The following is a 14,167-nucleotide window of genomic DNA, read 5'->3' on the forward strand; positions in this document are numbered from 1 at the left end:
GTTGTCTGTCTTTACTAATACCCATTAACAAATAACCATTTTATTTCTTCTCTATCTGGTAAGGGAGAAATTCATTGACATCCTGCCCATACCGATGTAAATCGCGAATAATACTGGAACTGATAGGCGCCAGATGCGGAGACGTGATCAGAAAAACAGTCTCAACATCTTCATAAATGTATCGGTTGACCTGCGAGATGCCATTCTCGTACTCAAAGTCGGTTGTGTTACGCAGACCACGTAGCAGAAACTTTGCTCCAATCGTACGGGCAACATTGGCGGTCAGGTCATCGTAATTAATAACCCGAACGGCAGGCTGGTGGCGGAAAGCCCCTTCTATAAGCTCGGTAATTTGCTCCAGCGGAAAATAGCGCACTTTATGGGCATTGCGCCCAATGCCAATAACGACTTCATCAAATAACTGCAAACCACGTAAGACAATATCCTCATGACCTCTCGTAAAAGGGTCGAATGAGCCAGGAAAAAGAGCGATGCGTTTCATAGTGAACGGGTGAAAAGCGAGCGGGTAAAACCGGTCTGCCGGAGCGGAACGTAAGAGTCGCATTTCCATTCTGGCGACACGGCTTCATCGGTTCACTCTTTTAGTAAACCTAACCCGTACAAACTCAGATAGCGATGGTCGGGCAGGTCGTCAAATTCGGGAGATAAAGGTAAACCGGGCGGTATTGAACCAAAAGTTAAATAAGGCAAAAAGCGGCTCAGTTCCGCATAAGCCTCAGCAAAGGGGGTTATTTCTCCATATAGAGAAACGCGGGTCAACGCGGGATTCAGCTTCTGTTCATCCAGTACATACAGAATATAATACGTTAAATCCTGCACATTCTTGTACCCAAAGCGATTGCAGTAACGAACCCGGTGCAGGCTTCGGTAGATGACTGTAACGAACTCATCTTCAAAAAACAGGTAGATATTATCGGGTGTCAGTGCAAGGCGATCAAGATCAGCCGTAGCCAGAATCAACGCGCCAACCTGATGAACAAAGGTTATGGGTTGAAGCGGATAAACTTCCGAGAAGAAATCGGCTAACGGATGTTCCAGGTTAAAGACCGACAGAAAGCCTTCATCCTGATGAGCGAACGACTGGGCAAATTCATGTGCCGGCAATGCACTGCCACGCATCAGCGCCAGATAGCTACCCGCATACTCTTTGCGGAACAGCGGAGCAGGTATGAGTGTAAACGAAGGTGAATTGACGCCGATTCGTATTTCCTGCCAGGGCCCGGCCGACAGTATAGGATGCTCCCGAAAGACATCGGGCAAAATCCCCGTCATAGACCGGTCATTCAGCAACGATGGAAATGTATAATCGTTGAGATATAGACCGCGTCCACCCTTGTCCTGCACCATAAATCGAAAACGATCCCGCCCTACTTCAAGGCTCAATACCGATTTGTCGGTAAGCCGTGGGTCGAATGAGTCGGATCCTATAGATACAGTGGGCGTGAGGGTCAAAGCGATTTGCACAATATCGGGCAGCTACTAGTTAAGCATTTAAGTAAACAATTAACCTTTTGAAAACGGGTAAGTCATTATCGATGTTTTACTGTAAATAGCCTTTCAGCTTGAAAACATCATCCATCGACTCACAGTAACGAAAAAGATCATGGACTTCATTGGGGGGGTAACTCTTGATTTCATCAAAACTCATCAAGCGAACTTCCTGAATTATTTGCCCATCGGCACTCATTTCGGGGTCAATACCTTGCCGGATAACACCGCTGACTGCTCTAACCTCAAAAAACAGCTCCAGGGCATGCAGCGGTGGCAGCATAAATTCATTAACAAACAACATACCACCAATTTCTACTTCCAGCCCGGTTTCCTCAATGAATTCCCGTATAAGTGCTTCTGGCGCTGTCTCGCCAAACTGCGCCCCACCACCGGGTGGACACCAGAATATATTGGTTGGACCAATACCCCGATGGCGGACCATTAATAGTTGATCCCCTTCGCGATACAGGCCGCAAACGCGTAGCCGAAGCCGATTTCCATACAACTTAAGTACTTCCTCCCGGGGCGAATCCAGGCCAGGCGAATCTACAGCGGATTTATCAACTACTTGCGTCACGATATAATACATATTTGGGGACGCAAAGGTACGGAATAATTTATGCACGAGATAGGATGTGTGATGTATGAAATATTCACGACCCCATACATCATACATAGTACATCCTACATCAGTATGGGCTTCCTGAGATGTAACTTTCGAGCGAGTCGATCCGAACTTTCTGGTCGCGTATGATTGCCGTTACCACGTCATTGATCGAAATAATCCCAATCAGCTGGCCTTTGTCCATAACGGGCAAGTGACGGATATGCCGGTCAGACATGGTTACCATACAGTCTTCAATCGTCTGTTCGGGCGCAATCGTGATTACATCAGCCGTCATAACATCAGCAATGCGGGTATCGTCGGAATGGCGATCTTTCAGGATTACCTTGCGGGCATAGTCGCGTTCGGAAAAAATACCGGTTAGCACGCCTTTATCGACAACGAGTAAAGCACCTATGTTTTTGTCGGCCATGACCTTCAATCCTTCAAGAACTGTTTGGTCGGATGAGATGCTGTAGAGGGCGTTAATTGACTTGCCCTGAAGTATTTGGCGTATGTTCATGGGGAGTGAGGTTTAGTAGTGGGTGAATATAGGAAAAAGGCAGAAGGCAAGAAAGAGCAAATGAAAAAAGGATTAAAAAATTGAGAATCAGGCTTTTTTTAGCCTTTCCATTTTCCTCCTTTTTTCGTAAATTAGTCCCATGAACGAAACCCAAACGGCCGCTGAATTGCTGGCCAAACGTTTCCCTTTTAAGCCTACACCGGGTCAGGAACAGTTTTTTTTACAGATTGGCCAGTTTATCACTCCCCAGAAAGTTGAACACTATCGCGACTGTTTTTTATTACGCGGTTATGCAGGTACCGGCAAAACCACCCTCGTCGGTACACTTATAAAAGTACTCCCCCGCTTTGGTTATAAATCGATTTTGCTGGCCCCTACCGGGCGGGCGGCTAAAGTCATGACCAATTACGCGAAGAAACCGGCTCAAACCATCCACCGTAAAATTTATCGCCAGGTATCCGACCCCGGCTCGGGTAGCCTTGCCTTCCAGCGACAGAAAAACTACCACGAAGACACGCTGTTTATTGTCGATGAGGCTTCTATGATTTCGGACGAAGCTGACTTTGGCGGAAAAGGGTTGTTGACTGACCTGATTGACTTTGTTTTCGAGAATCCCGGCAATAAGCTTATGCTTGTGGGCGATACGGCCCAGCTTCCCCCCGTTGGCCGCGAACTGAGCCCGGCCCTGGATCGGGGCTTTCTGGCCAGTGCCTTCGACATGACGGTTTATGAACAGGAATTGACCGAAGTCATGCGTCAGGACGAAGAATCGGGAATACTCTATAATGCAACCGGCCTCAGAATGTTGCTCGATGGGGTGTCCTCTACCCCCAAAGCGGTGGGCTTTGATGCGCTCCTTACCGATAATGCCAGCACCGGCACGGGTGAGATGCCGGAGATTAAACTCAATGTTCGCTCATTCAATGACATTTATAAGATGCCATTGATGAAACTGGAAGACGGTATTCGATACGCTTACGATAAATATGGTCGGGAGAATACAGCTATCATCTGCCGCTCCAACAAAACGGCTGTTCAGTATAACCAGTTTGTTCGGCGAATGATCGACCAGTGCGAGGAAGAACTCGACGCGGGCGATATGCTTATGATTGCCCGAAACAACTATACCGTACTGGATGATGACTCTCCAGCCGGATTTCTGGCCAACGGCGAGTTTGCCGAGGTACAAAAAATTAGGAATAAAGAAGATATGCACGGGTTCAGGTTCGCTACGGTTACGCTGCATTTGGTCGATTATGAAGAGCAGCCTGACTTTGAGGCTAAAATCATGCTTGATACCCTTCATACATCGGTGCCTTCGCTGGCGGCAGACCAATACAAGGCGCTGTATGAGAGTGTAGCGAAAGATTATTTCTACATCAAAAGCAAAAAGGAGCGCTCGGAAGCCATACGGCGCGACCCCTACCTGAACGCTTTACAGGTTAAATTTGCCTATGCCCTCACTTGTCATAAAGCACAGGGCGGCCAGTGGAGCGCGGTATTTGTCGATCAGGGATTCCTGCCGGAAGGACAGGTCAATGACGAATTTGTCCGGTGGTTATATACGGCATTAACCCGTGCTACAGATGAAGCATTTCTGATGAATTTCAATCCGCAGTTTTTCGGTTAAAAAAACAATCACTTCCAGTATTTAGTAATTGGTTTACGGCAGTTCGCCCATAAGGTGAGCCCCTTTCGCCAACTACGTGTGATGATGGCTCCCGAAAATCAGCAAAATTGAAAACAGTATACGGTATACTGACCACCAACTACCAGAAAAAATTATGTCTCTCGAATGGATTATGAGTGCCTGCATTGGCGTTGGCCTGGCCGCTTGCTGCGGCTTCCGGGTGTTTGTGCCGCTGTTGATTGCCAGTGCAGCTACGAAACTCGGCATTGTTGGCACCATGACCGGCTTCGAGTGGCTTGGCGGGTGGCCTGCCCTACTGGGCCTTACGGTTGCAACCGTGGTTGAGTTGGGCGGCTATTATATTCCCTGGCTAGATAATGTGCTCGACACAATTGCCACACCCGCATCTATTATTGCCGGAACGTTACTGAGTACGACCTTTCTTCAAATTGATAACCCTCTATTACATTGGGGATTGGGCCTTATGCTTGGCGGAAGTTCGGCGGGTATTATTCAGGCGGGGACAAGTTTACTTCGGCTTGGCTCAACAGCTACAACGGGCGGAGCGGGCAACCCTGTGGTAGCCACGGGCGAAAATATTGCCTCCTTCAGCCTGTCCATCTTTAGCATCTTCTTACCACTTGTAGCGGTGGTCATCATTGCATTAGTACTTATTTTTATTGTTGGTCGGCTGGTGGCTCGCAGGAAAGTTTGGTTCAGCCGGGCAGGGAAACAGAACCGCACAGGCGGCCCTGCGGGATTTTAACAAGATTTAAAAGATTAAATAAGATTGCTAGCATAAAAACAAAAATGCTATCCAGCATAAACCCTTTATATTGACGATTTAAAAGAGTAGACAGGATTGTCGTTTTTACGGTAGCAATCCTGTCTACTCTTTTAAATCTTGTTAAAATCCCGGTCACAGAGCAGCCACTGTCCGCTTCACAAACGCAGTTAGTTCAGAACCGGTAAGCATATTCTGCGACAGAAGAGCCAGATCATATACCTGTTTTACTAATGATTTTTGCGAGTCGGCATCAGCTTCAGCCAGAATCTTACCAATCAATGGGTGATTTGCGTTAACAACTACGTTATACGTATTTGGCAGATTTCCGTAAAAAGACTGCTCACCCGATAACGCCGACATATCCTTCATCCGACGCATAAACTCCGGCAAGGTGATCGTTACGGGCAGTTCGTCTACGGGTTGGGCCTCTACACTCACATTGAGCATCTTGTTGTCCAGCACCTGATCGAACACGTCTTTCAGTTTCGTCTGGTCAGCTTCTGAAAGTACACTTTCATTATTCAGCCCCTTGTCGATAAGCTTATCCAACGAGTCGGCATCTACGCGCTGGAAGTGGACTTTTTCAAGCTTTTGTTCGAGTGCGTTAATGAAGTGAGCGTCGATAACATTGTCCATCAACAGGACATCGTAACCCCGCCGACGGGCCGATTCAATATAGGCGTCCTGTTGTTTGCGGTCGCTGGTGTAAAGCAGTACCAGTGTATCGTTTTTATCGGTCTGATTAGCCTGCACTTTCTCGCGGTACTCGTCGAGCGTTGCAAACTCGCCTTCTGTATTCTTGAGCAATACAAAGTTTTTGGCTTTCTCCCAGAACTTATCGTCGCTCAAAATACCGTATTTGATAAACAGACCGATATCGTCAAACTTCTCTTCAAATGCCTTGCGGTCGGCATTGAACAAGTCGTTCAATTTATCAGCTACTTTCCGGGTAATGTAGCCATTGATCTTCTTAACATTCGCATCCGATTGCAGAAAGCTCCGCGAAACGTTAAGTGGAATATCCGGCGAGTCGATAACGCCATGCAGCATCATCAGGAAGTCGGGCACAACATCTTTCACCTCGTCGGTAATAAATACCTGACGGCTGTATAGTTGAATTTTCTCACGCTGAAAACGAAGTTCGTTTTTGATGCGGGGGAAGTATAGGATACCGGTCAGGTTGAAGGGGTAGTCGACATTCAGGTGAATCCAGAACAGGGGCTCCTCGCCCATTGGATACAACTCCCGATAAAATGTCTTGTAATCTTCGTCGGTAAGATCCGCAGGTGACTTTGTCCAGATAGGCGTCGTATTGTTAACAACCTTCTCATCGAACTCAACCGGAACGGGCAGGAAGCGGGCGTATTTGTCCAGAATGCCCTGTAAACGGCCTTTATTCAGAAATTCTTCCGAATCGGGGGCGATGTGCAGAATAATATCCGTTCCACGATCGGCACGTTCGGCAGGCGACAGTTCAAATTCTGTTGAGCCGTCACATGTCCAGCGAACGGCCTCAGAACCGTCGCGGTACGATTTTGACACGATATCAACTCTTTCGGCAACCATAAAAGCCGAGTAAAAGCCTAAGCCAAAATGACCGATGATTTGCCCTTTATCGTCCGTTTTGTCTTTGTATTTATCCAGAAAGTCAGTTGCTCCAGAGAAGGCAATCTGGTTGATGTATTTCTTGATTTCATCGGCTGTCATGCCAAGCCCGTTATCACTGATAGTAATCGTTTTCGCTTCTTCATCGAGCGAAACGGTAACTTTCAAGTCGCCCAGTTCACCGCCGAATTCACCAAACGAGGCCAGTTGACGTAGTTTTTGGGTAGCATCAACAGCATTTGACACCAATTCACGCAGGAAAATTTCGTGGTCGGAATAGAGGAATTTTTTGATGATGGGGAAGATATTCTCGGTATGAATCGAAATCTGCCCTTTTTCGTTTTGTACTGCTTCCATAATATATTGTTAAATGAGATTATGAGCTTGCCTGGGCAACGTCAAATCCTGTTCCACCCTATCCGTTTATGACAGATTGACAGATTTTTTTTACTATTCAGTCTAACTTCACGATTAATCGTCAGGGCAGGCCTACCGGCAAACGTATATTTACGACTACAGACAAACAGGCTTTATAAATAGATTGTTGATTGTATATGCTTGCACATACTTACACTGACATTTCTCTGTCAGAGCTGGAGAAACTTCGTCATCAACCGCATACGGCCGTTGTCGATGTACGCGATGAGTGGGAGTTTGATGAGTTCAACCTTGGCGGACTGAATATACCCTTATCTGATATACGCACCCGAAAAGCGGAGCTACTCCCCTATCATACATTGATTGTCGTTTGTACGAATGGCGTTCGCAGTCGGGTGGCGGCTAAGGATTTTTTACGTCAGCCAGAGCTCAAAAGCAAAACTATTTACCACCTGCATGGTGGCTTAGTTGAAGACGTCGATTAGTTATTCTCGATTTAACTGTACTTTACACCTTGACGTAGTTCATATTAGTGTGTAAAAAAAGGATTTAACCACAGAGACACAAAGTGCACAGAGATGAGAAAGTTTGCCTTTTTCATCTCTGTGCACTTTGTGTCTCTGTGGTTAAATCCTTTTTTATCTCTACATCTGCGCCCGACCTTCGTACTAAGTGACAATCGTAAAGCCGGGCTTGGCGGCCAGTTTCTCGACGTGAGGCAGATTGATTTGTAGAATATCATGAACGTTTACCCGAATTAACTGACTTAGCTGATTCAAGGGCAAATCGTTACGTTCAAACCCAAAAGGCTCTTCAATTTCCTCGCCAATCATTTCAAGTCCGACAAGAATATAGGAAGCCAGTAAAACCGCCGGGATCGTAAGGTATCCAAAAGCTGTCATGACTGTAAAGGGCAGAAGAACGACATAAAACATGATAAACAGCTTAATAAATAACGTATAGGAAAACGGAATCGGTGTGCTTTTTATACGTTCACAAACGCCACAAACATCCATCAGCGTCGTTAAATATTGATTGAGGTTGATGTGCTGCGATTCGGAGATATGGCCTTCACGGTATAAGGCTTCCGTTTTTGCCCAGAGTTGATTGGCTACCCCGGCAGGCTTATGATCGAAGTTGCTCAGGTCGCGCCGTTCGCCTTCCTCAACCATATCCAGTTCACTTACATTGCTGCTATCACGCAGGTGGTTCTTGAGGGCAAACGGGAAGTTAGATATAGCTTTAGCGTAAAAATTGCGGCTGGCTGTATCACCTTCCGGCAATACAGCATTAAAGAATATTGCCAGATTACGGCAGTTATTCACTAAAGAGCCCCATGCCTGACGCCCCTCATAGAAACGGTCGTAAGCTGTGTTTGTCCGGAAGATGAGCAACAAACTAAGCAATATACCCATGGCGCTCAGAAAAGAACCGGGGGTATCTTTCAGCCGTAAATCTATGTAACGCATCTCTGCAATCGTGATCAGAATCACGTATATGGCAATAACTATTAACCGGCGAACCAATGCTTTTGCGGTGGGGCCAGTATGAAAATGCCAGATAGATGGCAGTAACCCTGCGTTTTTGTAGATGATCATTCGGGTGCATTAATGCATAACTACCTTATAGAACAACCCAAACCTTTAAACGGTTATGGTTCCGGCAAAAACTCTTTCAGCCGGGCCAATCAGGTAAATGTCATCGAACCCACCATTGTCCAGGTGATTGAATGACACGCGCAGGTTGCCCCCAATTGTTTTGATCATCACAGGAGAAACCATTTTCACCTGCTGGTGAGCCACTAAAGCCACAGCCGTTACGCCCGTTCCGCAGGAATAGGTTTCGTCTTCAACACCCCGTTCATAGGTTCTGACAAATACGCTCTTATCGTCAAGTACCTGCGCAAAATTAACGTTCGTTCCACCGGGTTTAAACGAATCACTATAACGAATGGCACGTCCTTCGGCCACGACATCTAGCGATTCCAGATCATCAACAAAGACAACGACATGGGGAGAACCCGTGTTCAGGAAAGTTAATCCATTGCGGTCTTCAATACCCGAAACGGGGCTCATTTTTAGCGAAACGCTATCTGCGTTTACAACGGCCTTATGTTCACCATCGACCGCCAGAAAACGCACTTCCTGATCAAAAACGCCTAAGTCGTGCGCAAATCGGACGATACAACGCCCACCATTGCCACACATGCTGCCTTCTGCTCCGTCAGCATTGAAGTACACCATACGGAAATCATAGTCGGTATCTTTTTGAAGCAGGATCAGGCCATCGGCTCCAACACCAAACCGCCGGTGGCAAAGTTGTTCAACAAGCGCCTGATTAGATGCGGGGAATGTGCCATTCCGGTCGTCGACTACTACAAAGTCGTTGCCAGTGCCCTGATATTTAAAAAAGTCCATAAAGTCTGGGCCAAGCCGCCACGGCGGACCGTTCCAGCGTGGCCGTTTACAGTTTAAAGGGGCCAAGCTGGAACGGTCCGCCGTGGCGGCTTGGCCCAAACATAGCCAACACGAAAAAAGCCGCCTTTACAGACAGCTCTTTCAAACACTTTATGCAGAACGAAGCAATTAAGCTGCTGCAACGACTTTTGGCTTGCGCTCTTTAACCCGAGCAGCTTTACCCTGACGACCGCGTAGGTAGAACAAACGCGCCCGACGAACTTTGCCCAGACGAACAATTTCAACCTTGTCGATATTGGGTGACAGAAGCGGGAAAATCCGTTCTACGCCAACGCCATTTGATACTTTGCGGACAGTAAATGTCTCGCCACCAGTGCTTGGATTCCGGCGTTGAATTACCGTTCCTGTAAACACCTGGATGCGTTCCTTATTTCCTTCGCGGATTTTGACGTGTACATTCACCGTATCGCCCGCCCGGAACGCAGGCAACTCGGCGCGACGTTGCGCGTTGTCTGCCTCCACTAATTTGATTAACTCGCTCATGACCGTATATAAATCGCCAGATAACTATTTGCGAAATGAGCCGCAAAGATAGTAATTTTCTCAGTAGCAGAAAATACTTTTGTAAAATTACGCGCTTGTACCAACAACCAAACCCATGAAAATACTGAACGTAGATCAAATCCGTTCCCTTGACCAGTCCACAATTCAACACGAACCCATCGCACCGATCAATTTGATGGAGCGAGCGGCACACACTTTTGTCGAGTGGTTTGTCGATCATTTTCCGGATACGATTCACACAAAAATTTTCTGCGGTTTAGGCAATAATGGGGGCGATGGAATGGCTATTGCCCGGCTGCTTTTGGAACATCAGTACCCAATCGAGGTATACGTTGTTCGCTATGCGCCACGAGAATCCGATGATTTTATGCATAACCATCGTAGGCTTAAATTACTTCTGGATTCTATTCACTACATCGAATCTACGGCAGATATCCCGGCAATCCGCCATAATGAAGTGGTGATTGACGCTATTTTTGGTTCCGGTCTTTCACGCCCAACTGAAGGTATTGTTAAAGACACCATTCAAGCTATCAACCGGGCACCGGCAACAGTGGTTTCTGTAGATATTGCCAGCGGCCTTTACACCGATCAGCCAAACGAGCCGACAGATGTAATTATTGAACCCGATTACACTCTTACGTTTCAGTTGCCAAAGTTGGCGCTTGTTTTACCAAAAAATGGCCCCTACGTCGGCAATTGGCATATTTTAGATATTCGTCTTCACAAGCGGTTTATTGATCAGGCACCAACGTCTTACTATTTTACCCAGCCTAGCGAAGCCAGATTATTACTTCGAAAACGAAACCGTTTTTCTAATAAAGGTACGTTTGGTCATGCCCTTCTTCTGGCCGGCAGCTACGGAAAAATCGGGGCGGCAGTACTCTCGGCAAAAGCCTGCCTGCGGGCAGGTGTGGGATTGCTTACGGTTCAGGTTCCCCAGTGTGGATACACAATTCTGCAAACCGTTGTGCCCGAAGCCATGTGTAGTCCTGATCGGCATCAAAACATTCTTACGGGCATTGCACCATCTGATCAGGCAGGCCACGAAAGTCTTGATCCGTCCGACTTCTCGGCGATAGGCATTGGCCCCGGTATTGGTAAAGCTCCCGAAACGCTGGCCATGCTGAAAGGCTTGTTGCCGAGCCTGAAAAAACCCATTGTTGTTGATGCCGATGCCTTGAATCTGCTGGCGGAAAATCGTGAATTGCTGAATCATATCCCCCCGAGTAGTATTCTTACTCCTCATCCCAAAGAATTTGAGCGACTGACCAAAAAGTGGAGTAACGACTATCAAAAATTAGATCTTCTGCGTGAGTTTGCAAAAAAAAACAAGATCGTCGTCGTCCTGAAAGGAGCTTTTTCGGCCATCGCGACACCCGATGGTGATATTCATTTCAACTCGACAGGCAACCCTGGACTAAGTACCGGCGGAACGGGCGATGTATTGACAGGCGTTTTAACGGCTCTATTAGCCCAGGGTTATGATCCAGTTGAAGCAGCCGTGCTGGGTGTATATGCGCATGGATTAGCGGGTGATCAGGTAGCCAGTCAGCGAGGGTCTATTGGTATGACAGCGTCTGATGTCATTGATGCGTTGCGATGGGAATAAATTTACCAGAAAGTGTGTATTTTATTCTACACATGATATTTCGTTTACCTATATCAATACTGATAAATTAACCGTTTACGAAATATAGCCAAAATGCCTACTTAGGTACCATAGCAGATTCAGCAATTCTGCATTTCTGGCAGGTTGAGACCTAATTACAGGCCCAAAATTTGCGTGCAGTAGTATGAAACAGCATACTACTGCACACCATGAAACACACAGCACAACGAGATTGGCGTACGAATCGAACCTCTCGAAAGAGTCGCATAAATTTTGATCAAACATCTGCTATTGGGGGACTCACTGTAGCACTCTTTGCTTACATTGTGTACTACTTCATTTATCCAATGATTGCCAAAGGATTACTGTGGTAACTCTTACAAAAGCCGTTGCGACTCACTTCATTAATTGATAGGTAGCAAAGGCTGCAACATACGCTAAAACCATCATGTAGGTTAATTGTACGGCTGGCCACTTCCAGCTCTTGGTTTCGCGTTGGGTAGCGGCTAATGTGCTCATGCACATCATAGCGAATACGTAAAAAACCAGCAGCGACCAGGCAAGGGCGGGGGTATACATAACTCCTCCTGTTTCAGGATTTTTTTCCTGACGCAGCCGCTCCCGAATTGTTACTCCCTCATCATCCCCACCATCGCCGATGCTGTAAATCGTTGACATTGTACCAACGAACACCTCGCGGGCGGCAAACGAACTCAGCAGGGCAATACCAATTTTCCAGTCATAGCCGAGCGGCCGAATAACTGGCTCAATAAAGTGTCCGAAATTCCCGGCATAGGATGCTTCGAGTCGTTCGGAGGCAATGCGATTTTGCAGGGCGTCGGATGAGAGTGTTGAATTTTGTTGTTTAACCAGCTTTTCAGCCTGTTCCATTGAATCGCCGGGGCCATAGCTGGCTAATACCCACAACACGATCGAGATAGCCAGAATAACCCGCCCGGCTTCCCACACAAATGAGCGAACACTTTCCCAGACCGTAAGCCCAACGTGGTTCCAGCGGGGCAGTTTAAACGTAGGCAATTCCATAATGAAATAGCCACGCTCCTTTGTTTTAAGCAGAATTTTCAGAACGTAAGCAGCTACCAACGCACTAACCAGACCCAGGAGATATAAACTCATCAAGGCAAGCCCCTGAAGGTTAAAAACGCCTAATACGCGCTGGTTAGGTACAACTAAGGCAATAAGGATTGTATAAATTGGCAGGCGAGCCGAGCAACTCATCAATGGCGTTACCAGAATGGTAATGAGCCTGTCGCGCCGGGTACCAATACTGCGTGTGGCCATAATGGCCGGAACAGCACAGGCAACTCCCGAAATAAGCGGCACCACACTCCGGCCGTTCAGCCCGAATTTGCGCATAATCCGGTCCATAATGACCATTACACGAGACATATATCCCGATTCTTCGAGTAAGGCAATCAGAAAAAACAGGAAGGCGATCTGCGGAATAAAAACAAGAATACCTCCAATACCAGCCAATATACCATCAGTGAGCAGGTCTGTAAGAGGACCGGGCGGCAAACTCGTTTTGAGCTGCCCGTTGAGCCAGGCAACACCCGTATCGATGGCATCCATAAATGGCTGCGCCCAGGCAAAAATGGCCTGAAAAAGCAGTAGTAATATAAACCCAAAAATGGCATACCCCCACACTGGGTGCAACAGTACTCTGTCGAGTTTCTGACTCCAGGTTGGCTGATTAATAGGCCGCTTATCGGTAACGACTTCCGTTACGATTGCAGCTATACGTTTATAGCGGGTGATGGTTTCATTCGCCTGAAAGGTTGTTACATTAAATTGATGCGACTCAATAATGGTATCCAGCCCCATCTGTTGCTGACGATTCAGGAAGGAGACGCCGTCATGCTGGATAATATATTGTAAGGCGAGGTAATTATTGTCGAGATGGTACTGCGTTTTAGTATCAGCTATAACTTCAGGGACTTCATCGACTGGGTCGAAGAAAAGTTTACCCGGCAATACCGGCTCCTGGATTTGATCCAGAACGGCCTTTTTCAGTAAATCAAGTCCTTCACCCTTCCGTGCATTAATACGCACAACGGGCACGCCCAAACGCATTGCCAACCGAACAGAATTGATCGCTTTTGTTTGCTGCTGCGCCACATCAAGCATATTCAGCGCCAGGACGGTAGGCACGCCGAGGTCGGTAATTTGCGTAAAGAGCAATAAATTTCGGTGGAGATTGGCCGCATCTATCACTACAACGGCAACATCGGGGTAGTCGGGATGGCTGGGGTTGGCCAGAATATCGGTAACGATCTGTTCGTCTAACGACTTTGGGTAGATGGAATAAACGCCGGGAAGGTCAATAACGGTGGCGGTGTTCTGCGTATCAATGGGCCACAGTCCGGATTTTTTATCCATTGTGACGCCCGGAAAGTTACCCGTCTTCTGACGCAGGCCGGTCAGTTGATTAAATAGCGATGATTTACCGGCATTGGGGTTGCCAACGAGGGCAATGATAGGAGACGATTTCAAGACACAAGTTAAGACGAGGCC

Annotated in this window: 13 protein-coding genes; 4 read left to right on the forward strand and 9 right to left on the reverse strand. The window is 47.1% G+C overall.

What is annotated here, in order from left to right; genetic code table 11:
* Positions 1-40: 40 nt before the first annotated feature.
* The 4 genes from coaD to CWM47_RS19205 all read right to left on the reverse strand — a co-directional run bounded on the left by coaD (position 41) and on the right by CWM47_RS19205 (position 2,639).
* The gene (coaD, locus tag CWM47_RS19190; RefSeq protein ID WP_100993950.1) at positions 41-502 is read right to left on the reverse strand and encodes a pantetheine-phosphate adenylyltransferase; all 462 of its coding nucleotides are present in this window, start codon (positions 500-502) and stop codon (positions 41-43) included.
* A gap of 92 nt (positions 503-594) precedes the next feature.
* Positions 595-1,485 (reverse strand): DUF3822 family protein, encoded by an 891-nt coding sequence (locus tag CWM47_RS19195; RefSeq protein WP_100989833.1) that lies wholly within the window; start codon positions 1,483-1,485, stop codon positions 595-597.
* Between the two features lie 76 nt (positions 1,486-1,561).
* Entirely contained in the window at positions 1,562-2,101 is a 540-nt protein-coding gene (locus tag CWM47_RS19200) for an NUDIX domain-containing protein (RefSeq protein ID WP_100989834.1), read from the reverse strand.
* A gap of 100 nt (positions 2,102-2,201) precedes the next feature.
* Entirely contained in the window at positions 2,202-2,639 is a 438-nt protein-coding gene (locus CWM47_RS19205; RefSeq protein WP_100989835.1) for a CBS domain-containing protein, read from the reverse strand.
* A gap of 139 nt (positions 2,640-2,778) precedes the next feature.
* Here CWM47_RS19205 and CWM47_RS19210 point away from each other — a divergent pair, with 139 nt between their 5' ends.
* Positions 2,779-4,269 carry an ATP-dependent DNA helicase gene (locus CWM47_RS19210; RefSeq protein WP_100989836.1) on the forward strand — a complete coding sequence of 497 codons (1,491 nt, stop codon included), beginning with the start codon at positions 2,779-2,781 and terminating at the stop codon, positions 4,267-4,269.
* Positions 4,270-4,423: 154 nt separating this feature from the next.
* Positions 4,424-5,035 (forward strand): DUF4126 domain-containing protein, encoded by a 612-nt coding sequence (locus CWM47_RS19215; RefSeq protein WP_100989837.1) that lies wholly within the window; start codon positions 4,424-4,426, stop codon positions 5,033-5,035.
* Positions 5,036-5,188: 153 nt separating this feature from the next.
* On the opposite strand, the gene htpG is transcribed toward CWM47_RS19215, so the two are convergent.
* Positions 5,189-7,018: a molecular chaperone HtpG gene (gene htpG, locus CWM47_RS19220; RefSeq protein ID WP_100989838.1), complete on the reverse strand. Its 1,830-nt coding sequence runs from the start codon at positions 7,016-7,018 to the stop codon at positions 5,189-5,191.
* A gap of 197 nt (positions 7,019-7,215) precedes the next feature.
* On the opposite strand from htpG, the gene CWM47_RS19225 reads away from it, so the two are divergent.
* Complete coding sequence (locus CWM47_RS19225; protein ID WP_100989839.1) at positions 7,216-7,524, forward strand: rhodanese-like domain-containing protein; 309 nt, start codon at positions 7,216-7,218, stop codon at positions 7,522-7,524.
* Positions 7,525-7,707: 183 nt separating this feature from the next.
* On the opposite strand, the gene CWM47_RS19230 is transcribed toward CWM47_RS19225, so the two are convergent.
* The 3 genes from CWM47_RS19230 to rplS all read right to left on the reverse strand — a co-directional run bounded on the left by CWM47_RS19230 (position 7,708) and on the right by rplS (position 9,999).
* Positions 7,708-8,637, reverse strand: a complete 930-nt coding sequence (locus tag CWM47_RS19230) for a bestrophin family protein (protein WP_100989840.1) — start codon at positions 8,635-8,637, stop codon at positions 7,708-7,710.
* A 45-nt stretch (positions 8,638-8,682) separates the two neighbouring features.
* Positions 8,683-9,456, reverse strand: a complete 774-nt coding sequence (dapF, locus tag CWM47_RS19235) for a diaminopimelate epimerase (RefSeq protein ID WP_100993951.1) — start codon at positions 9,454-9,456, stop codon at positions 8,683-8,685.
* A gap of 168 nt (positions 9,457-9,624) precedes the next feature.
* Positions 9,625-9,999 carry a 50S ribosomal protein L19 gene (rplS, locus tag CWM47_RS19240; RefSeq protein ID WP_100989841.1) on the reverse strand — a complete coding sequence of 125 codons (375 nt, stop codon included), beginning with the start codon at positions 9,997-9,999 and terminating at the stop codon, positions 9,625-9,627.
* A 115-nt stretch (positions 10,000-10,114) separates the two neighbouring features.
* Here rplS and CWM47_RS19245 point away from each other — a divergent pair, with 115 nt between their 5' ends.
* Complete coding sequence (locus CWM47_RS19245) at positions 10,115-11,632, forward strand: NAD(P)H-hydrate dehydratase (RefSeq protein WP_100989842.1); 1,518 nt, start codon at positions 10,115-10,117, stop codon at positions 11,630-11,632.
* A gap of 396 nt (positions 11,633-12,028) precedes the next feature.
* Here CWM47_RS19245 and feoB read toward each other — a convergent pair whose 3' ends face one another.
* Positions 12,029-14,146, reverse strand: coding sequence for a ferrous iron transport protein B (gene feoB, locus CWM47_RS19250; protein ID WP_100989843.1), 2,118 nt, complete (start codon positions 14,144-14,146; stop codon positions 12,029-12,031).
* Positions 14,147-14,167 lie beyond the last annotated feature (21 nt).

The organism is Spirosoma pollinicola, assembly GCF_002831565.1.
Taxonomy (GTDB): domain Bacteria; phylum Bacteroidota; class Bacteroidia; order Cytophagales; family Spirosomataceae; genus Spirosoma; species Spirosoma pollinicola.

Bases quoted from the DNA above. Each gene is read 5' to 3' on its own strand.
- coaD (WP_100993950.1), bottom strand. From the start codon at position 502: ATGAAACGCATCGCTCTTTTTCCTGGCTCATTCGACCCTTTTACGAGA.
- CWM47_RS19200 (WP_100989834.1), bottom strand. From the start codon at position 2,101: ATGTATTATATCGTGACGCAAGTAGTTGATAAATCCGCTGTAGATTCG.
- CWM47_RS19205 (WP_100989835.1), bottom strand. From the start codon at position 2,639: ATGAACATACGCCAAATACTTCAGGGCAAGTCAATTAACGCCCTCTAC.
- CWM47_RS19210 (WP_100989836.1), top strand. From the start codon at position 2,779: ATGAACGAAACCCAAACGGCCGCTGAATTGCTGGCCAAACGTTTCCCT.
- CWM47_RS19215 (WP_100989837.1), top strand. From the start codon at position 4,424: ATGTCTCTCGAATGGATTATGAGTGCCTGCATTGGCGTTGGCCTGGCC.
- htpG (WP_100989838.1), bottom strand. From the start codon at position 7,018: ATGGAAGCAGTACAAAACGAAAAAGGGCAGATTTCGATTCATACCGAG.
- CWM47_RS19225 (WP_100989839.1), top strand. From the start codon at position 7,216: ATGCTTGCACATACTTACACTGACATTTCTCTGTCAGAGCTGGAGAAA.
- CWM47_RS19230 (WP_100989840.1), bottom strand. From the start codon at position 8,637: ATGATCATCTACAAAAACGCAGGGTTACTGCCATCTATCTGGCATTTT.
- dapF (WP_100993951.1), bottom strand. From the start codon at position 9,456: ATGGACTTTTTTAAATATCAGGGCACTGGCAACGACTTTGTAGTAGTC.
- rplS (WP_100989841.1), bottom strand. From the start codon at position 9,999: ATGAGCGAGTTAATCAAATTAGTGGAGGCAGACAACGCGCAACGTCGC.
- CWM47_RS19245 (WP_100989842.1), top strand. From the start codon at position 10,115: ATGAAAATACTGAACGTAGATCAAATCCGTTCCCTTGACCAGTCCACA.